General features: G+C 51.2%; 17 protein-coding genes. 4 read left to right on the top strand and 13 right to left on the bottom strand.

Annotation, left to right across the window (positions count from 1 at the left end):
* Positions 1–144 precede the first annotated feature (144 nt).
* From ACFOLF_RS30390 to ACFOLF_RS30365, 6 genes are all read right to left on the bottom strand, one after another.
* Positions 145–657: an adenine phosphoribosyltransferase gene (locus ACFOLF_RS30390; protein WP_210045682.1), complete on the bottom strand. Its 513-nt coding sequence runs from the start codon at positions 655–657 to the stop codon at positions 145–147.
* Positions 654–3167 (bottom strand): single-stranded-DNA-specific exonuclease RecJ, encoded by a 2514-nt coding sequence (gene recJ, locus ACFOLF_RS30385; RefSeq protein ID WP_379113731.1) that lies wholly within the window; start codon positions 3165–3167, stop codon positions 654–656. The genes ACFOLF_RS30390 and recJ overlap by 4 nt, the downstream gene beginning before the upstream one ends.
* A 53-nt stretch (positions 3168–3220) precedes the next feature.
* The gene (locus tag ACFOLF_RS30380; RefSeq protein WP_210045681.1) at positions 3221–4132 is read right to left on the bottom strand and encodes a cation diffusion facilitator family transporter; all 912 of its coding nucleotides are present in this window, start codon (positions 4130–4132) and stop codon (positions 3221–3223) included.
* Between the two features lie 42 nt (positions 4133–4174).
* Positions 4175–5107: a protein translocase subunit SecF gene (secF, locus tag ACFOLF_RS30375; protein WP_379113733.1), complete on the bottom strand. Its 933-nt coding sequence runs from the start codon at positions 5105–5107 to the stop codon at positions 4175–4177.
* On the bottom strand, positions 5097–6362 hold the full coding sequence (secD, locus tag ACFOLF_RS30370; RefSeq protein ID WP_210045680.1) for a protein translocase subunit SecD: 1266 nt from the start codon (positions 6360–6362) through the stop codon (positions 5097–5099). The genes secF and secD overlap by 11 nt, the downstream gene beginning before the upstream one ends.
* 89 nt (positions 6363–6451) lie before the next feature.
* A complete protein-coding gene (locus tag ACFOLF_RS30365) occupies positions 6452–6691 on the bottom strand; it encodes a post-transcriptional regulator (RefSeq protein ID WP_210045737.1) in 240 nt (79 codons plus the stop codon).
* A gap of 252 nt (positions 6692–6943) precedes the next feature.
* Between ACFOLF_RS30365 and spoVB the strand changes: the two genes are divergently transcribed.
* Complete coding sequence (gene spoVB / locus ACFOLF_RS30360; protein ID WP_210045679.1) at positions 6944–8542, top strand: stage V sporulation protein B; 1599 nt, start codon at positions 6944–6946, stop codon at positions 8540–8542.
* Positions 8543–8619: 77 nt separating this feature from the next.
* Here the strand turns inward: spoVB and ACFOLF_RS30355 are convergent, their stop codons facing one another.
* On the bottom strand, positions 8620–9351 hold the full coding sequence (locus ACFOLF_RS30355; protein WP_210045678.1) for a YetF domain-containing protein: 732 nt from the start codon (positions 9349–9351) through the stop codon (positions 8620–8622).
* A gap of 289 nt (positions 9352–9640) precedes the next feature.
* Here ACFOLF_RS30355 and ACFOLF_RS30350 point away from each other — a divergent pair, with 289 nt between their 5' ends.
* From ACFOLF_RS30350 to ACFOLF_RS30340, 3 genes are all read left to right on the top strand, one after another.
* Positions 9641–10033 (top strand): TIGR04086 family membrane protein, encoded by a 393-nt coding sequence (locus ACFOLF_RS30350; protein WP_210045677.1) that lies wholly within the window; start codon positions 9641–9643, stop codon positions 10031–10033.
* Between the two features lie 110 nt (positions 10034–10143).
* Positions 10144–11013: a phosphatase PAP2 family protein gene (locus ACFOLF_RS30345; protein WP_210045676.1), complete on the top strand. Its 870-nt coding sequence runs from the start codon at positions 10144–10146 to the stop codon at positions 11011–11013.
* Positions 11014–11218: 205 nt separating this feature from the next.
* Positions 11219–12214 carry a class I SAM-dependent methyltransferase gene (locus ACFOLF_RS30340; RefSeq protein ID WP_210045675.1) on the top strand — a complete coding sequence of 332 codons (996 nt, stop codon included), beginning with the start codon at positions 11219–11221 and terminating at the stop codon, positions 12212–12214.
* Positions 12215–12340: 126 nt separating this feature from the next.
* On the opposite strand, the gene yajC is transcribed toward ACFOLF_RS30340, so the two are convergent.
* The 6 genes from yajC to ruvB all read right to left on the bottom strand — a co-directional run bounded on the left by yajC (position 12341) and on the right by ruvB (position 18606).
* Positions 12341–12643, bottom strand: coding sequence for a preprotein translocase subunit YajC (gene yajC, locus ACFOLF_RS30335; RefSeq protein ID WP_210045674.1), 303 nt, complete (start codon positions 12641–12643; stop codon positions 12341–12343).
* A gap of 18 nt (positions 12644–12661) precedes the next feature.
* On the bottom strand, positions 12662–13810 hold the full coding sequence (gene tgt / locus ACFOLF_RS30330; RefSeq protein ID WP_210045673.1) for a tRNA guanosine(34) transglycosylase Tgt: 1149 nt from the start codon (positions 13808–13810) through the stop codon (positions 12662–12664).
* Between the two features lie 2 nt (positions 13811–13812).
* Positions 13813–14859: a tRNA preQ1(34) S-adenosylmethionine ribosyltransferase-isomerase QueA gene (gene queA / locus ACFOLF_RS30325; RefSeq protein ID WP_210045672.1), complete on the bottom strand. Its 1047-nt coding sequence runs from the start codon at positions 14857–14859 to the stop codon at positions 13813–13815.
* A gap of 10 nt (positions 14860–14869) precedes the next feature.
* Positions 14870–17020, bottom strand: coding sequence for a SpoIID/LytB domain-containing protein (locus ACFOLF_RS30320; protein WP_379113737.1), 2151 nt, complete (start codon positions 17018–17020; stop codon positions 14870–14872).
* A 22-nt stretch (positions 17021–17042) separates the two neighbouring features.
* Complete coding sequence (locus ACFOLF_RS30315) at positions 17043–17480, bottom strand: thiol-disulfide oxidoreductase DCC family protein (RefSeq protein WP_210045671.1); 438 nt, start codon at positions 17478–17480, stop codon at positions 17043–17045.
* 103 nt (positions 17481–17583) lie between these two features.
* Positions 17584–18606 carry a Holliday junction branch migration DNA helicase RuvB gene (ruvB, locus tag ACFOLF_RS30310; protein ID WP_210045670.1) on the bottom strand — a complete coding sequence of 341 codons (1023 nt, stop codon included), beginning with the start codon at positions 18604–18606 and terminating at the stop codon, positions 17584–17586.
* Positions 18607–18623: the final 17 nt, after the last annotated feature.

Genomic DNA, 18623 nt, shown 5'->3' with positions numbered 1-18623 from the left:
CAAAACAAAAAGCAAGGTCAACTCTCACTGTTGATAGATGAGAAGAAAGTCTTATAAAATGATACGGAATGAACTTAATAAATTGAGAAAAAACACCGGAACATGATCATTCCGGTGTTTTTTCTTACCATCTGTTCGAAGGAATCAATAGGTCATCAATGAGAAAATATCCAGGTCGCCAAGCTTGCTGCGGCCGTCCAGATAACCAAGCTCGATCAGGAAGGCCGCTCCGATTACTTGTCCGCCAAGCTGATCGATCAGATTGAGTGTCGTTGCAATCGTTCCTCCCGTAGCGAGCAGATCATCTGCGATAAGCACTCTCTGGCCAGGCTGGATGGCGTCCTTGTGAATCGCCAGCTTGTCTTTGCCATACTCAAGATCATAATCGGCTTCTACCACCTCACCCGGAAGCTTGCCGCTTTTACGAATCGGTACGAATCCAACGCCAAGCGCAACCGCTAGCGGCGCACCTACAATAAAGCCGCGGGCTTCCGGTCCGGCAATCAGATCAATCTGCTTGTCTGCCACCGCCTGCTTCAGGGCATCGATAACCGCGCAGTAAACAGGACCATTGTTTATCAGTGTTGTAATATCCTTAAATCGAATGCCCGGCTGTGGAAAATCGGGAATAATCCGAATATAATCCTTAAAATTCATGAAACGCCCACTCCTTTTATTATGGATAACGGTAAAGCTTCCTCCGCCTGCTCAATAATCCAGCCGGCAAGCTCTTTGGTTTCTGCGAACAAAATCTGCTCCGTCTTCTCCCGCCGCAGCGCATCACGATATGTTCGAGAATGAGCAAGCTCTCTTTTGACGGGATCGGCGACAAGCCGGAGCTCATTGTTCTCTGTATGGATCAGCTCCAGCTCCAGAAACACCTTCAACATGAAAGCGGCAGACGCTTTCTTCCAGCCCATCATGACAGACAGCCGATCCGCTGCGCCATCCTCGTTGATTGGACATACGCGACGAAGGGTCTGGTACAGGTGGCCGAAATTCTTGCGGTCCGTATGGGAGAATGGCTGTACGGCTGCAGTTTCAGGTTTTTTTTGCTTGTCCTGACGCGATGCGGCAGATTTCGCTTTGCTGCCTGGCTTGTCTTCATAACCGTTAAAGGATTCGCTGTACATGGCGTAGACCCTTTCAATCCCTTGGCAAGCCTTAATGGAGGAAGCGAGCTTATCTGCAGAAGGCGGCCTCCCCAGAATAATCAATTTGGAGCAATACCAGCTAGCTTCTGCAGCATCTTCATAAGTGACCATCCGAAGGCCATCCGGGAGAGCCGCGGATTCCGATTCCCTGACGGCCTCAAGCCATACCGGCGACGGAATCAGGACCAGGACAGATTCCAGATCGTCATCCTTGATCAGCTTGAGCAAAGCTGAGAACGAATCGCTGCCGGCTTGTCCACGGCGATCAAAAAGCTGAATATGCGGCACCCGCATATCGCCAACCATGAACTGCACCCGGCGTTCGCCATTCCATTCATTGATGGAAAGCTCGCCAACCAGTTCTAGCTCAGCGTCATCGGAGAGCTTATCCAAGTGCTTGCCGAAGCCAAAACCGACCGCATCCAGCAGCTTCCCGTCGCCGCTCAGCGACAGCTTCAAATGCTTGCTCTCCCTGCCAATGGCCCGCCGGTCCGCAAGCTTCGCCCCTTGCAGAAGCAGCTTAGGGGCCATATTGCCATTTCCGAACGGCTCAAGCTGTCCAAGCTGCTCCAGTACATCCATGGAAGCATCTTTGATTGTGCACGGCATATCAATCAAGGTTCCCGGGATCCAGTCTTCCTCCGTGAGCCATTCATCCGCCAGTTGGCACAGACGCGACTCCAGCAGCTCCAGATTGTCTGCATGCAGGCTCATGCCAGCTGCCGCCTGATGGCCGCCATAATGGTCCAGCAGCTCATCGCATCGTGTCAGCGCGGCATGCAAATCATATCCGGCAATCGACCTGGCAGAGCCCTTACACATCCTGCTTTCCTTGTCGATGCTCAGAATAAGTGTTGGCTTGTAGAATCGATCAATCAGCTTGGACGCTACAATTCCTACAACACCGACATTCCAGCCTTCGGAAGCCAGCACGATGACAGACGGCTCCTTCTGCCCCGCTTCAGCGGCTAAGCTGCGCTTGTCCTCCCACTGCTGCTCGGCTTCCTTCACAATGGTTTCCACGATAAGCTGCCTCTCACGGTTCAAGGTATCCAGTGTAAAAGCAGCCTCTGCCGCTGTCTCGTCATCCGAAGCGGTAAGCAGGTTCAATGCCCGATGCGCATGGTCCAGACGGCCCGCCGCGTTGATCCGCGGCGCCATTCCAAAACCAATGTCTGTAGAATTGACAGCAGCAAGCTTGATGCCCGCCGCGTCCGCAAGAGCACGGAAGCCCGGCTTATCCCCTTTGCGCAGCTCCTGCAGACCAAGACGCACCAATACCCGGTTTTCATCCGTGAGCGGCATTAAATCCGCGACGGTACCAAGCGCGACAACATCGCACCATTCCACCGGCGGTTCGCCCAGCAGCGCCTGTGCCAGCTTGAACGCCACGCCTACACCTGCCAAGCCCTTAAACGGGTAGGAGCAGTCCTCCTGCTTGGGATTGATTAATGACCATGCATCCGGCAGCACATGCGGCGGCTCGTGGTGATCCGTCACAATAACATCGATCCCCAGCGAATTGGCGTGATTGATTTGTTCAACGGCGCTGATTCCAGTATCCACTGTCACAATCAGCTTAACCCCCGCTTCAGCGGCAAGATCAATCGCTTTTGCATTCAGCCCATACCCCTCCAGGGTACGGTGCGGTATGTAAGAGTCGAACTTCAGTCCCATTCTGCGGAACAAAAAGGTCATCAGCGCAGTGGAGGAAACTCCATCCGCGTCATAGTCGCCAAATATTCGGATATACTCATTTCGTTCCTCCGCCTGCCTGATGCGCTTAACGGCTTGTTCCATCCCCTTCAGCAGAAATGGATCATGCAGGTCCTCTAAACCGCCATAAAGAAACTGACGCGCGGCATCAACACCAGCTAAACCCCTTTGAACAAGCAGTCTTGCGACCAATGGTGACAAGGATAATTCACGGGCCAATATGGCGGCGCGTTCCTCTCCTTCATCGTCAATCTTTGCGACAGTCCAACGTGTTTTGGATCTGATCAGAATGCACACCTCCTTTCACCAGGACTGAAATAATCGCTATAAGCTCAAAAAAAACGCTGCTGCTACTGCAACAGCGTCGGAATATGGTCCTGGTTCGGATCGTGATTGGATTTGTATGGATAACCCGGGTCATAGGGCTCAACATGTACCGATACATCCGTAACATGACTGAACCGCTTCATCAAGAAGTATTTGACCCGCTTGGCAATCTCGTTGCCTTCTAGAACCGAGATGCGCGGATTAACGCTAATTACGATGTCCCCGACAACATAATGCCCATGCTCCCGGACACGAAGCTCCTCAACTGCAATTACGCCTTCAATCCGCTGAATCGCGGCTTTGAATTCATTCAGATCCGCAGGCTCGATCTCACTTGAATGGCTTTTCAATACGGAAGCTGAAGCTACACGGTAACCGCTGGAGAACACAATCACCACAATAATAAGCGATGACGCGGGATCAAAATAATAGAGCACCGGCAGATCGAGCGGCTTGCCGAGGGCTGCCGCCCCTGTTCCCACGAGAGCAGCCAATGAAGCATAAAAATCAGTACGGCGTTCTTTAATCGGGAAGAACAGCTCCTTTATGACAAAAGCAAGCACGACTGTTGTAACGGCAGGCCAGCCCGGCCCCTTGTCCACCCCGTCGGCGATTGATTTGATGGCGGATATACCGATTTCCAATCCGACAATCATCAGTAATATCGAAGCCATCACACCGGATGCTGCCTCGGTTTTTCCTTGCAGGGCCGGTACCGGAGCATCGGGTGCGCCAAGCCTCCTGCTGCGCCTGATACCGGTAAGAGAGACAAATGATGAAGCAGCGTCGGAGGCGGAGCGGCATGCATCGGCAAGCAATGCTTTACTGCCTGTTTGCGCACCGATTCCACCTTTCACCGCCGCGATGCAGACATTACCGAGAAGTCCGGTCCATGCCGCTGATTCCGCCTTAGCGTAACGTTGATTCGCTGTCATGGAGGCCTCCTAAGCCATCATAATAATTGAATCCTTATAATCTTATGAAGCGGCTGGCGTTTTTACCGCTGTTTTTGGTTTTTGTTTCTTCTTCAGCACCAGCCAGAGCGGGCTTGCGATAAAGATCGAAGAATATGCTCCGCTGACAAGTCCAATGAGAATGGCCAGTGAGAACAGTTTGATGGCTTCACTGCCGAATATCAACAAACAAATTGCAGCGACCGCAACAGTCAATACCGTATTAATGGACCGCGTGAACGTCTGCCCTACGCTGGCATTAACCAGCTCGTCCAGATCGGACGGCTTCTTGATCTTGGCAAAACGTAAATTCTCGCGCACACGGTCAAATATGACGATCGTATCGTTAATGGAGTAACCGATAATGGTCAATACCGCAACGATGAACGGCAAATTCACTTCCAGCTGCAGAATCGAGAACACACTGATTACGATGAAGGCGTCATGCATCAGGGCGACAATCGCCGCGAGCGCAAAGCGCCATTCAAAACGGATGCTTACATAGATCACGATACCCAAACTTGCAACGAGCATCGCAATTAATGCATTGCGTTCCAGTTCTTTGGCAATTTCAACATCAACCGTATTCACCTCGGCGGATGCATCCTTGTCAAAATTCGCAGCAAAGCCATCTTTAAGCGTTCTTTCCTTGGCGTCGTCAAGAACGGTGTCAAAGCGCATGGTTACACGGCTGGCTCCAACGGTTATGGCCGGTTGACCCAGGCCGTTATCCGCAAGGAACTTCTCGATGGCTTCCTTTTGTCCACTCATATCCTTCTTGACGGCGATATCGACACTGGAGCCTGCACGAAAATCAACCCCGTAATTCATTCCAAAAATGCCGAGCATAGCGATTCCCAATATCGTGATGGCAATCGAAAAGATAAAGAAGTAACGCGATCTTTTTACAAAATCGAACTTGATGTTCGAATCATGACCAAATTTATTAAAGCGCACGGATATCCTCCTCCTTGACTCCGAAATATCCCGGTTTTTTCACCAAGTTACTGCGAATAAGCAGGGAAAGGAGAAAGCGGGAGATGAACACGTTGGACAGTATACTCACAATAATGGTCAGGATGAGAATGATCGCAAAGCCTTTGACAGCGCCTGTCCCAAGGAAATAAAGCACGATCCCTGCAATCCCTGTCGTTACGTGCGCATCAATAATGGTCCGGAAAGAGTTTTTGGAACCGGCCTTATGCGAGGACATGATGCTCTTGCCGCTGCGCATTTCCTCCTTGATCCGTTCCGCCATAATTATGTTGGCGTCGACCGCCATCCCGATTCCCAATATAAAGGCGGCAATACCAGGCAGAGTAAGTGTCGCATTAATCAAGTTGAAGCACAGGAGCAAAAGCCAGATGAACACCACGATCGACACACTGGCAATAATTCCAGGCAGACGGTAAAAAATCATCATAAACAGCAGGATAAGTACCGTTCCGAGCGCACCGGCAAACAATGTTTCCTGCAAGGAAAGTTTGCCCAAGGTCGCCCCTACGCTCTGGGTATATTTCTCCGTCAATTTAAGCGGAAGTGCGCCAAGGTTGATTGTATTCTTCAGATCGGTTGCTTCCTCACGGGTGTAATCACCGGTTATAACAGCTTCATCGCTGTTGATTTCCTGTGCGACGTTAGGCGCTGATAGCTCTGTATCATCCAAATAAATGGCCAATTGATTTTTTGGAGAAAGCTTCGAAATTTCTCTGGTTATCTCGGCAAATTTGCTTTTATCCTTCATCTTTATGGATATCTCATACTGGTTCAAATTGGTTTGGCGGATATCCGCCCCATTTTGTTTGAACTCGTTCCCTTGAAGCTCCACCTTGCAATAGCCTGCGTCGTCAGCACAGCCGCGGGCACTGCGGAAGGTAAGCTCAGCCGGTTTCTTGAGAATATCACGCACTTTATTCTCATCGGTGACTCCTGCAATCTTGACGCGAATCCGGTTTGAACCTTCAGTTGTTACGTCAGGCTCAGCAACCCCCGTTGCGTTTGCACGCTGTTCGAGACTTTTGGCTGTCTCGGTCAAGGACTCTTTGGTAACCTTTCCACCTGCTTCAATCGGTTGTGCCTCGTACAGAATTTCGAATCCACCCTTCAGATCAAGACCCAGCCTGACCTTGTCAATGATCATAGGGCTAGTTGCTGCTACGACGCCGACGGATACGACGACGATGAGCACAAATGCTAGCAGACGACGGTTCATAATACCCTTAGTTCCCCCTTAAATTCTCATGTCAATATTCCTATTATAACGATGGTGCAAAAACGAGTCAAAAAAAAAGAGCCCCTCTTTTAAAAATGGGTTCCTTTATAGGCGCTGATGGTCATAAAGTTCATGAATTTCGTTACCTTGAGCGACAAAATGTCATTTACCACCTGGTGCATCATCGGTTCTCCGGTCTTGGCGTATTTCTCACTGACACATTCCCATATATCCTTGCCAGAAACATATTCGTAGCCCACAAGCCTGAACTCTTCCGCTTTGCTCTGACACAGCGATTCAATCGAGCTCACCCATTCTTCACTTGTCATCGGCTTATCGTCATCGGTCAATAAAAGATTATTCTCCGTTGTCAAGGGAACAACTCCTTTCGCACTTCCTGCTTTCTTTCTCTGCTGCTCCTTATATTCGCCGCCTGCCCCTGGATTCCTGCTGCAGGTTCAAAATTGGCTGCATGGAAACGGACATGCCTCGCATAAACATGAAGACAGGACAGGTTAGCGTCTGCATGCTGTCATTCACTTGAGCACGTCCATTAATCGTGGAGGAAAGAGGGAACGACCGTGACCAAGCAAACGTTTATCAAAGGGGCTCTTATCCTGCTGGCTGCCGGAGTCGTGAATCGCATACTTGCGTTCATTCCCCGTATTGCGCTGCCGCGAATCATCGGAGCGGAGGGCGTGGGCCTATACCAGCTCGGTTACCCTTTCCTGATCGTGCTTCTTACCCTTATAACAGGCGGGATTCCCCTGGCAATCGCCAAATGGATTGCCGAGGCGGAGTCACAAGGCGATCATAGACGCGTAAAACAAATTTTCCGGACGGCAATGGGACTGGTGGTTTCTCTGTCCTGCGTGCTGACAGTCTCCTTTATTCTGCTTACCCCATGGATGGTCAAGCATTTGATGACGGACCAGCGCGTTTATCAGACCTTTCTCATGATGACCCCCCTCCTTCTCATAATCGGGATTTCTTCCGTATACAGGGGCTATTTTCAAGGCAAACAAAATATGATTCCAACCGCGATTTCCACGACCGTCGAAACGATTTTCCGTATTGTTTTTGTACTCCTGTTTGCAAGCTGGCTGCTTCCTTACGGTCTGGCATGGGCGGCGGCAGGCGCCATGATCGGCGTCGTTGCTGGTGAAATTATGGGATTGGCGGTACTAGTCTGGCAATATGTCCGGGACAAGCGCCGGCAATCCTCCGCCCCGCAGCATGAAGCGGCAGACAGTCTGGAAGCCGCCTATCAGCCCGGCCAGCCAATAATGGGCAGCGATAGTCAAAAACCAATTCTGCGGCGCCTCATCAATCTGTCCGTCCCCGTGACGGCAAGCAGAATGATCGGCTCCTTTTCCTACCTGCTCGAATCCATTTTCACCGCTCGTGCGCTCGCAGCCGCGGGTATCGCAACCGGCATTGCAACTGCCCAGTATGGCGCCCTGCAGGGAATGATCATCCCTATCCTGCTTCTGCCGACGGCGCTTACTTACTCGCTGGCTGTTTCTCTGATTCCCTCGCTTTCTGAAGCAGCAGCCAAAGGAGATTGGACGACAATCCATAAGCGGCTTCACCAATCGATGCGGCTGGCCCTGGTCACTGGCGCCCCCTTCGTCGTGGTGATGGCTCTGTTCGCCGAACCGATCTGCCGGCTGCTGTACAATCATGCGGAAATTGCCCCCATGCTCAAGTGGATGGCGCCAATCGGTCTCTTTATTTACATGCAGGCTCCGCTCCAGGCTGCGCTCCAGGCGCTGGAGAAGCCAGGTACAGCTCTTATGAATACATTCATTGGCGCAGTGGTCAAGCTTCTCCTTATTATCAAATTAGCTTCTGACCCTGAGCTTGGCATCTATGGCGCTCTGATCGCCATCAATATCAATATCGTGCTGGTCACTTTGCTTCATGCATTCAGTGTTATGCGTTTTGTCAAATTCCGGATGAACATTATGGACTTCCTGAAGGTCGGAGCGGCAATGGTTATCATGGGGGCTGTCTCCCTCTGGATGATGAATCAACAAACCCTGCCAGCATTATGGCAAAACATGACCGCAGCCTGCCTCCTGGGCGTTTTGGTATATTTGATTCTAATGGTTAAGCTTCGCATTATTGACCGTTACGATGCCGCCCGGCTCCCCCTGATCGGAAGGTGGTTCCGCTAAATAATATCTAAATCCTAAAGAGGAATGGGCAGAAAAAAGGATCGCTCCTTCTCATCCGGGGAGAGAAAGAACGGTCCTTATTTGCGGCCGTCATCGATATACAGCTTGCCATTGTGGTCAATGGTGCAGAGAAATATTTTCTTCATATCATACACGCCATTCTGGCGCAGTTGATTATTAAGCCAGAAACGGTCTTTGCCCATACGCTCCAAATTATCGGTTTGCAGCTTGCCGTCCATGATCAAGGCAACAGGCAGGGATTCGAATCTGAAATTTTTGGGAAAAGGCTTCGGCGGCGTTGATTTTTTGGCCCATTCGGAATCTTGCCGGTTGTTGGCATCCGGTTCATCCGGCTGCGGATTCTCTTTTTCGATGACGGATAATTTGCCGCTTGGTTCAAGAAGCGCGAATTCAACATCGGCAACGGAAGATATCTGATTTTCCCGAAGCTGCAGCATGAGATCATCCAGATTGTATCGCTGCTTTTTCATGGCCTCGCGATCCAGCTTGCCTCCCTGAATAACGACCGAGGGCTTACCATCAAACCATGTGCGAAGCGTGTGGCTTTTCAGGGTGATTAACGCAATTCCAATCTGGATTATGACCAGTACGGCCATCGGAAGCAAGCCTTCCATCATCGGTCTTGACGTGTCTTCAATGACAATGACCGCAATTTCCGCGATCATGACAGAGATCACAAGATCAAAGACTGACAACCGGCCGATCTCTCTTTTCCCCATGAAACGCAAGGTCAGAAAGACCACAAAATAAATCAAAACGGTACGGAGCGCAAGAATCCAGAGGTCCATCAGATCACGTCCTCCCAAAGTTCTAAGGAGTATTGTCACCTTCCATGTGCGGGGTCATACGTCCAAAAGGGTTGGTTATATTCATCTCCTGCCCCAAATTCTGCCCCATGGAATCTTCTTTGCCACAATTGGAATATTACCGCTCGACTTGTACTATTCTTGTCAGCTTGACCATATGTTTAGTAACGAAAAGTTTTAACCTGTCCTTCCCGGGTATAAAATGATTCTCTGGCAGCATGTCATCCGTGGAAGGAAAGCATCGCTATAATTCTTAAGGAGGCTGCACGGAATGAATCCAATGAAAAATGTTCCTAATGTGCATATGAAATCGCCCATGCTCTCGGGACTTCTGTATGCGGGGATCTGGCTGGCTGCCGGAGCCCTGCTGCTGTCGGCATTGTTAAGATGGGGCAGCATGCAGGAAAGCGAGCTGCCTTCCTACAGTATGATCGTCCATGGCTGCGCAGCCCTAGCCGGCGGCTTCGTATCAGGCCGGAGATCCGGACGCCGCGGCTGGTATTCAGGCGGGATGCTGGGTCTTTTCTATGCGGTGCTGGTGCTGTTTATCAGCTTCATGGCTTCCAATACGGGAGTCAGCGGACGAACCTTGATCATGCTTCTGGAAACGCTTCTGTGCGGCATGGTCGGCGGAATGGTAGGCGTAAATGCCAAACGCTCCTGAGCGAATACATCCAATTCGTGAACAGTTTTTGAACATGCGGTCTCCCCCTTAAAATATGCTATACTGAATCGCAGCCATAGAAACCGGTTTTTTGGGGGGAAGTAAATACGATGATTCTGTTCAACAATATGACAACCGTTGCCATCTACACCACGATTGTGGTTGTCATTTTATTGGGGTATGGTTCTTTGAGCAACCCGCTCCGCATCGGCGGATTATTTCTGAAAGAGCTGGCGACGAACCGCAAATACCTGCTTCATTTTGCAGCAATGATGCTCATTTTATTTTTCAATAAATATGAGCTTTCTATCGAACAAAATATGATAAACACTCATGATTTCGCTACTTTTTTTCAATCAATCGAAGGTCATTTTGTGGGCAACCTGCAGCATTTTTTTAAAAATGATATTTTGACGACTGTACTGGCGATGATGTATGTCGTTGTATTTCAAGCGCTGCTCATCACTTCAATCGGTCTTTATACGTATCAGGAAAAAACCCGGCGCATGTTCTACGCGTTATGCTACGCGATCATGCTGAACTATCTTGTAGCTATCCCGTTTTATTTATATTTCCCTGTCAATGAGGTTTGGGCGCATGATCCGACTGTGCAGTTTTTGATGCTTGACGCTTTTCCACACTTCGAGACGGAATACCGGGCTTTATCCGGAATAAATAATTGCTTCCCAAGCCTGCACACCTCCATATCCGTAACGCTTGCCATTCTGGCTATACGCTCAGGCAACAAACGCTGGGCCTGGTTCTGCAGCATCAGTGCGGTTGTCGTGATCTTTGCGATTTTCTACCTGGGTATACACTGGCTCATCGATATGTGCGGGGGTTTGCTACTTGGCCTTGCGGCCTCGACGCTCGGCATGAAGTTCAGTCCGTTCAAAGATCCATCCAAAAATCGCAAAAGAAGACCCGAGGCTTCGCCAGCACAAGGATCCGCAAATGTCAGTTTCGTTCGTGAGGAATGAAACTTAACTGATTTCCCAACACATTCTTCACCGCACGCCCGGCTCTTGCAGCCGGAGCGTGTTTTTTGTTTTGACTTCCAGGAATTCCTGAAGAAACTGTACTTCCCCTACTTCAGTCCCCGTTTCAACTCGGCTAAATGGCGGTATTTATTTCTATGATGCTCTCCTGCATCGAACAAAAGAACGCACAATGGGAGGTGCTCTCATGATAGAGCACATAATTGAATGGAACCGCCATTTTCAGGCCAAAAAATGGGCAAAACAAAATACCTCCTTTATCTCGAGCTGGCATGCTTATGTTGGCTATACCGCCCAGCTGTTTGACCGGTTCTCTCAGGGTGGCACCATTGCCCATATTGCCGAACGCTATGGGCTGGATCCTCTGCTGCTTCAGCAGTGGGCTGATGTGGGGGTTGAAGTCGGGCATTTGCATAAAACCGGGGATATCTATATGACAAGCTCCATCATGCGGCAGTATGCTTCAAGCGAAAGCAACGAATCGATAGGACACTGGCTGGAGGAAATGATGGAGATCCACATTCCGACGCTGCTGCGCTTCCCGGACCTGTTGACAGCCTCTTCTAACAGCACACATACATATTCCCAATCATTATCGACTTCTTTTTCCTCTCTGCTGGAGACCCTCGCCTACCCAAAAATCTTGCAATGGGTGCGCAGGCAGGGAGCCAAAACCATTCTGGACATCGGCTGCGGCCGTGCCACCTATCTGAAAAAACTGGCTAAAAGGGACAGAAGACTTAAATTAATAGGGATCGAGCAAAATCGTTCTTTAATTGGCAAGTCCCTAAAAGGAACAAGACGTCAGTACCATGGCAGAATTGAACTGGTGCAGGGAGATTTTCGCAGCTGGAAGGGTCCCAAAGAGCCGGTAGATCTGGTCATGCTGAATAACGTTCTGCATCAGGTCAAACCCCGGGACCGCAAATGGATGCTTGAGAAGGTAAGCGGATTTCTGGCTGGAGACGGCTCGGTATCCATCATCACTCCGCTTCATGCAGCCTCCGGCGGTAAAATATTTTCAGATGCCTTCAACAGTCTCACGCCTGCCCAGCAGAAACCGTTTCCGATACCGACCCGGGAAGAGCTCACGGATTTGGCTCATGTCAGCGGACTTAACATCGTCTCGCAAATTCCCATTCATCCGGAAAGCCATTGGTATTTTATCACTCTGGAATCCTAAGATCTTCCCACGCCCACTGGAATATATTCATTTGAATCTCTTAATTCCAATTGAAAAGGCCGGCAGCTGATAGAGGCAAGAAACCTCTTCAGATGCCGGCCTTTTATTGACAAGAAGGCTGTTTATTTATGTAGCTGACTCTTCTTTCTTATCAAGTGAGACTGGTGCGCTTGCGGTTACAATGTTATTCACCGCACTGCGGTCAAAGGTAATTTTTGTCGCGTCATTTACACGCAATACCACGATATCATCGCTAAGTTCCAAGACCGTTCCGTGCATGCCGCCAATCGTGACGATTTTATCGCCTTTCTTTAATTGGCTCAGCATGTTGCTGCGTTGTTTGGATTTGCGCTGCTGTGGACGGATAAGGAGAAAATAAAAAACCGCAAACATCAGTACAAATGGCAGAATAGATGTTAATCCTGTCATTTTCTTTCACCCCTTTCCTTAAAATCCTTTGGTGTTCTCAAACAGACCGTATTGAGCAAAGAAGGTCTCCCGGAAATCGAGCAGCCGGTCTTCCATAATTGCTTGGCGAACGTCCCTCATGAGCTGCAGTAGAAAATGCAAATTGTGGATCGTCGTAAGCCGGATACCGAACGTTTCCTCCGCCTTGATAAGATGGCGTATGTATGCGCGGGAATAATTCTTACAGGTGTAGCAGGAACATTCCGGATCCAGCGGCCCAAAATCCTCGGCATACTTGGCATTTCGTATAACAAGTCTTCCACTGCTTGTCATGGTTGTACCATTACGCGCAATACGGGTCGGCAGAACGCAATCGAACATATCAATTCCGCGGATCGCACCGTCAATGAGAGCATCCGGTGAGCCTACTCCCATCAAATAACGGGGTTTCCCGGCTGGAAGCAGCGGAACCGTACATTCAAGCACGTTATACATCATATCCTTCGGTTCTCCAACGCTAAGCCCACCAATAGCATACCCCGGGAAATCCATGGAAGTCAACTCGGTCGCGCTTTGGCGCCGCAAATCTTCAAACATGCCGCCCTGAACAATAGCGAAAAGACCCTGGTCCTGAGGTCTTGCATGGGACTCCAGGCAACGCTCCGCCCAGCGGGTGGTCCGTTCCAGCGATTTCTTCACATAATCATATTCGGCTGGATAAGGAGCACACTCGTCGAAAGCCATCATAATATCGGAGCCCAGAGCATTTTGGATTTCCATCGCTTTCTCCGGAGAGAGAAACAGCTTGTCCCCGTTCAGATGGGAGCGAAACTCCACACCCTCTTCCTTGATTTTACGCATGTTGCTCAAACTAAATACCTGAAATCCGCCGCTGTCTGTCAAAATAGGCCGGTCCCAGTTCATAAACTTATGCAATCCGCCGGCTTTCTTCACAATTTCATGTCCTGGGCGAATAAACAAGTGATAGGTATTGCTCAGTATAATATGGGCATCCATCTGCTTCAGTTCTTCAGGACTCATCGTCTTGACCGTTGCCTGAGTGCCAACCGGCATAAATGCCGGTGTCTCAATGACTCCATGGGGAGTGTGCACCCTTCCGAGTCTGGCTCCGGACTGCTTGCAGGTTTTAATCAATTCGTAAGTAATCGCCAATTTGCTCTCGTCCATTCCTAGTAGATAAACATCGCATCGCCAAAGCTGAAAAAGCGATATTCTCGATCAATTGCTTCCTGATAGGCTCTCATCACCGCCTCACGCCCTGCGAGCGCACTGACCAGCATGACAAGCGTTGACTTCGGCAGGTGAAAATTGGTCAGCAGCGCGTTGACAAGCTTGAACGTATAACCGGGATAAATGAAAATATCCGTCCATCCGCTGCTCTCGCGTATCGGTCCTCCCTCAAAGCGGCTGGCCACCGTTTCCAGCGTCCGGGCCGAGGTAGTCCCCACCGCTATTATCCGGCTGCCGCGATCACGCGCCGCCTGCAGCACAGCAGCTGTCTCCTCGCTCAATTCATAATATTCCGAATGCATCGTATGCTCTTCGATTCGTTCCACCGACATAGGCCGAAACGTGCCCAGTCCGACATGCAGAGTTATATAGGCAATATGAACGCCTTTTGCCGTTATCTGCTCCAGCAGCGATTGCGTAAAATGCAGCCCTGCCGTAGGAGCGGCGGCTGAGCCTTCATGCTTCGCGTACACGGTCTGATACCGCTCACGGTCATCCAGCCGTTCCTTGATGTACGGCGGCAGCGGCATCTCGCCAAGGCGGTCGAGCAGCTCGTTAAAGATGCCCGCGTAATGAAATTCAACTATCCTGGCTCCCATGTCGTCTTCGCCAATAATCGTAGCCTTCAAAAGAGGCTGGCCCTGGCTGTCTTCGCCAAAAATCAGCTCTGCGCCAACTTTTAACCGTTTGCCCGGCTTGGCCAAGGTCTCCCATCGGTCTCCGGCCAGTTGTTTCAACAGAAGCAGCTCGGCTTTGGCTCCTGTATCCGCCTTGATTCCCAGGAGTCTGGCCGGCATTACTCTCGTATCATTAAGTATAATGGTGTCTCCGGGGACCAGCATCGTCAGCAGGTCTACAAAACGGTGATGGCCGATAACGCCTGTCCCGGCAGAGAGGCTCAGCAGCCTGGAAGCGGTTCGATCCGCAAGCGGCGTCTGGGCAATCAGCGATTCCGGCAGTTCAAAATCAAAATCATCTACATTCATCTGTTATTTCTCATTCCTTCATGATCGTTACATCTTTAAAGTAGTATTGCAAAATATATTTGTAGTCATACCCTGATCCCGCAAGTCCCAAAGCGCCATATTGCGATAGACCCACGCCATGCCCGTTTCCGTGCCCGACAAACCGGAACGCCGGTTCCGTGGTTGCCGCTCTCACTGTACCATCACCGTTCAGAACGAATATATTGCCGCTCAACTCCTTCGTTTGGGAGCTGCCCGCGGCCATAAGCGTGCCGCCTTCCGCCGGCCTCTCGCTGACCCGGCCGCTGGCGCCTGCAATCGTTAAGCGCGCGGTTTGGTCAATGGTAAACAACGTGCTCGGCAGCCCTCCAAAAGCGGAACGGTAGGAGTCTGGTGTTTTCACATCCACCTTCTGACCATTGACCAGAATCTCGGTTGGACGTCCGGATGGACCTTTCTGGCTCACTTCGAACGTCTTGACCGCTCCGCTCACCGCGGTTGGAACCTTGCCCTTCATGAGCGCCAACAGCGCGTCGGAAGTATAGGGTCCCCTGATCCACGACATCTGGTTGGACTCAGTTACGGTCTCAATGACCGTAACCAAAGTACCTTTGGATACCTGAGCCACGGGAGCTGCCTTCTCATCCACTAATGGGGCGGGTCTGACCTGGACGGAGTCGGCATTCACCCGCATCAGCGGCTGGCCCGCTGCATTCTTCTCCCCCGTCTCTTCCAGCAGATCCTCGCGGATATAACCGACCACTCCTGTCGGAAGGACAGCGCGCTGCCAATGCTTGAGTCCCTTCTCGGAGGATTCATCCGGGCTCGGTACTGTCTTCAGGTAGCCGACATCATTGCCCCAGATTTCCATGGAGTCAGCTGTTTGTCCGCCTGCGCTGGAAGAGAACAAAGCTTCGATTACGCTCCCGTTATACGTAAGAACCTCACCTTTGGTTGCATCCACTGCGGCAATTGTTGTGGGCTTCTCCGAACCAATTCCACCGTAAGCCTGGCTTAGCGTCGTATCCACAACATGCGCAACCTGAAATTTAAAGCCTTGGAACAAGGCATAGGTGCGGGCAGCCACCGCTTGCGATTTGAGGGCTTCGGCAGGCCAGGAGGCCGGCATTTCCGCTCCTACAACAGCGTACAGATATTGTTCAAAGGGCAGTTCATTAATAACGGTCAGCTTATTGTTGACTCCGCTCAGCTCAATTTGCCCCCGGTAGCTGCGGTTGTATCGTTCTGTCAGTTTAATTCCGCTGGAGGCTGATGTGGACAACCACAACTTCGATTCGGCCATCGGGACAGAATACAGCATCTGAGGCGCGGCGGCCGCTTCCGAGATGGTATGATCATTGCGGATAATGACATAAGCGGCAGCGGGATCGGTTGCGGTCAGCGGCAAGCCGTTATCCGCTGCGGCAGCCTGCGCTTTGATATTGTCCAATGCGGCCGAATCAGCAGCAGCACCGACAATGACAGTGTAGGAACCCGCTGCGCCTCCAACAGATTTGATTGCTGCGAACGCGTCAATACCCGCTGCTCCGAACGATTTCGCCGCAGCCGCAGCTTCTTCCCGGGTGTTAAACGAGCCTGCCTCAGCATGCAGAGGACCGGTGATATCCGGCTTGGCTTGTCCTCCCAGAGCAGCGATTGTGCCGTCCTTCTGCCATTTCTCACTGGCGGTGCGCGCTGCTGCTGCTGTTGTGTATGTACCTTCAAGAACCTGGTATGCTGTTCCGTTGTTTTCGAATAGGGAAGTCAGCAGCGGTGTTCCGCCTATTGCTTTCAACCGTTTGGCGGCACTGAGCGCCGTCTGGAAGTCGCCGGTCTCAAGCACCTTCGGCTTATAGTCGTCCAATGTGAAACGGATCGACTCTCCAGCGGATGATTGAAACAATGGCGTAACGCCGGAAGGCTGCCTCAAGCCCACCTGGATCGGGGCTGCGGAGGAGACTGTGGCTGTCGCCGTATTCAGCGTATATTTGCCCGGAACATCCAGGAACAGCCCCACCCGGATGGTATCCAGTGACGTAACCGCTCCCTGAGCAGGCTGTGCAGCAGCAACCAGCAGAAATACAAGTGCTGAAAGCATTGCAGTAGCGGCCCAGTTGTAGCTTGCTTTGGGACCTTTTGATCCCGCAGCCTTCTTATCAGAGCCTGCACGCATGACATTCATATGCCGTTCATCCCCCTTATGCTTATTCACGCCTCGGCAGGGTGCACGACCCATTCGTACAGCCATCGTCTGCTTTGCCAAACCAGTCATAACGTCTTGCAGCAATATATCTGTACAAGTAATCAGCCATTCCCCGCATACCCGGTATACGGTAGAGAAGAGCCACCCACTTCAAATTACGGACAGTACGCAGAATACGAACTATACCATCTGCTCCTGCATAAACAGCCCCGCCCTGATCAATGACATGAAGCCTGGAGAGCAGTTGTTCGCGGGGGAATGATTGAATGCTTGCAATCTCCTCCTCACTCTCTTCGAGGGATTGGATGGAGATAAACCTCAAATCCGCCGATGAGCGCAGCTCCTTCATTCGCCGCACACTGGTCAAGCACAAATTGCAGACACCGTCATACAAAACGATAAGCCTCTCGCCTTCATTTTCCTTCACGCGCTTCCCCATTTGAGAAGACCGCCTCCTTTGTTCCTTCAGCCAAACTACCCGATATGCTCCATATCAAAGGGTCATTGCAGGCATACGAACGAACACACGCTTATGGCTGCCGCTAACTCTCCTCATCACCTGTAAAACGCTGCGGCACAGGCAGACCAAGGTGAAGATAAGCGAGCGGTGTGACGATGCGGCCGCGCGGAGAACGTTGGAGAAATCCGATTTGCATCAAATAAGGCTCGTATACATCCTCTATCGTCTGACTCTCCTCGCCGATTGTAGCGGCAATGGTGTCAAGACCCACCGGACCGCCGCGATAATTGGAAATCATGGCACGGAGCATTTTGTGATCGATTTGATCAAGCCCCAGCGCATCAACCTGGATCAGACCAAGTGCGGATTGCGCCAATTCATGGGTGACAATCCCGTCCCCGCGCACCTGGGCAAAATCGCGCACCCGCTTGAGCAGCCTGTTGGCAATACGCGGCGTCCCTCGCGAGCGCGTCGCAATCTCCCCGGCCGCCTCGCCAATCACACTCACTCCCAATATTTCCGCAGCGCGGTTGACGATGTAAGCAAGCTCATCAACATTATAGAATTCCAGTCGGCTGGTCACTCCGAACCGGTCCCGCAGAGGCGCAGAGAGCAACCCTGCCCTTGTGGTGGCGCCAATAAGAGTAAAGGGCGGCAGCTCCAGCCGGACAGAGCGGGCGCTTGGTCCCTTGCCGATCATAATATCCAGCGCAAAGTCCTCCATCGCCGGGTACAGCACCTCCTCAACACTCCGGTGGAGACGGTGGATCTCGTCGATAAACAGCACATCGCCTTCCTGCAAATTCGTAAGCAATGCGGCAAGATCGCCGGGACGCTCGATCGCAGGGCCGCTCGTCGTCCGCAAATTTACTCCAAGCTCATTGGCGATAATATTGGAGAGCGTGGTCTTGCCAAGCCCCGGGGGACCATACAAAAGCACATGATCGAGCGCTTCCTTGCGCAGTTTGGCGGCTTCGATAAACACTTTCAAATTTTCCTTGACCTGCGTTTGGCCAATATATTCAGCCAGGTAACGGGGACGCAAACTAAGCTCCACCGCCTGGTCTTCCATCATGAGGTTAGCGGAAATTATCCGATCATCCATTCGCGCCTGCCTCCTTC

The organism is Paenibacillus sepulcri (genome assembly GCF_042647105.1).
GTDB classification, from domain to species: domain Bacteria; phylum Bacillota; class Bacilli; order Paenibacillales; family Paenibacillaceae; genus Paenibacillus_Z; species Paenibacillus_Z sepulcri.
This window is presented reverse-complemented; position numbering and strand designations above follow the sequence as displayed.

What these genes read in the sequence shown, in the direction of transcription:
- ACFOLF_RS30390 (WP_210045682.1), bottom strand. Translation starts at nt 657, where the DNA reads ATGAATTTTAAGGATTATATTCGGATTATTCCCGATTTTCCACAGCCG.
- ACFOLF_RS30380 (WP_210045681.1), bottom strand. Translation starts at nt 4,132, where the DNA reads ATGACAGCGAATCAACGTTACGCTAAGGCGGAATCAGCGGCATGGACC.
- secD (WP_210045680.1), bottom strand. Translation starts at nt 6,362, where the DNA reads ATGAACCGTCGTCTGCTAGCATTTGTGCTCATCGTCGTCGTATCCGTC.
- ACFOLF_RS30365 (WP_210045737.1), bottom strand. Translation starts at nt 6,691, where the DNA reads ATGACAAGTGAAGAATGGGTGAGCTCGATTGAATCGCTGTGTCAGAGC.
- ACFOLF_RS30355 (WP_210045678.1), bottom strand. Translation starts at nt 9,351, where the DNA reads ATGGACCTCTGGATTCTTGCGCTCCGTACCGTTTTGATTTATTTTGTG.
- ACFOLF_RS30350 (WP_210045677.1), top strand. Translation starts at nt 9,641, where the DNA reads ATGAATCCAATGAAAAATGTTCCTAATGTGCATATGAAATCGCCCATG.
- ACFOLF_RS30345 (WP_210045676.1), top strand. Translation starts at nt 10,144, where the DNA reads ATGATTCTGTTCAACAATATGACAACCGTTGCCATCTACACCACGATT.
- ACFOLF_RS30340 (WP_210045675.1), top strand. Translation starts at nt 11,219, where the DNA reads ATGATAGAGCACATAATTGAATGGAACCGCCATTTTCAGGCCAAAAAA.
- yajC (WP_210045674.1), bottom strand. Translation starts at nt 12,643, where the DNA reads ATGACAGGATTAACATCTATTCTGCCATTTGTACTGATGTTTGCGGTT.
- tgt (WP_210045673.1), bottom strand. Translation starts at nt 13,810, where the DNA reads ATGGACGAGAGCAAATTGGCGATTACTTACGAATTGATTAAAACCTGC.
- queA (WP_210045672.1), bottom strand. Translation starts at nt 14,859, where the DNA reads ATGAATGTAGATGATTTTGATTTTGAACTGCCGGAATCGCTGATTGCC.
- ACFOLF_RS30320 (WP_379113737.1), bottom strand. Translation starts at nt 17,020, where the DNA reads ATGAATGTCATGCGTGCAGGCTCTGATAAGAAGGCTGCGGGATCAAAA.
- ACFOLF_RS30315 (WP_210045671.1), bottom strand. Translation starts at nt 17,480, where the DNA reads ATGGGGAAGCGCGTGAAGGAAAATGAAGGCGAGAGGCTTATCGTTTTG.
- ruvB (WP_210045670.1), bottom strand. Translation starts at nt 18,606, where the DNA reads ATGGATGATCGGATAATTTCCGCTAACCTCATGATGGAAGACCAGGCG.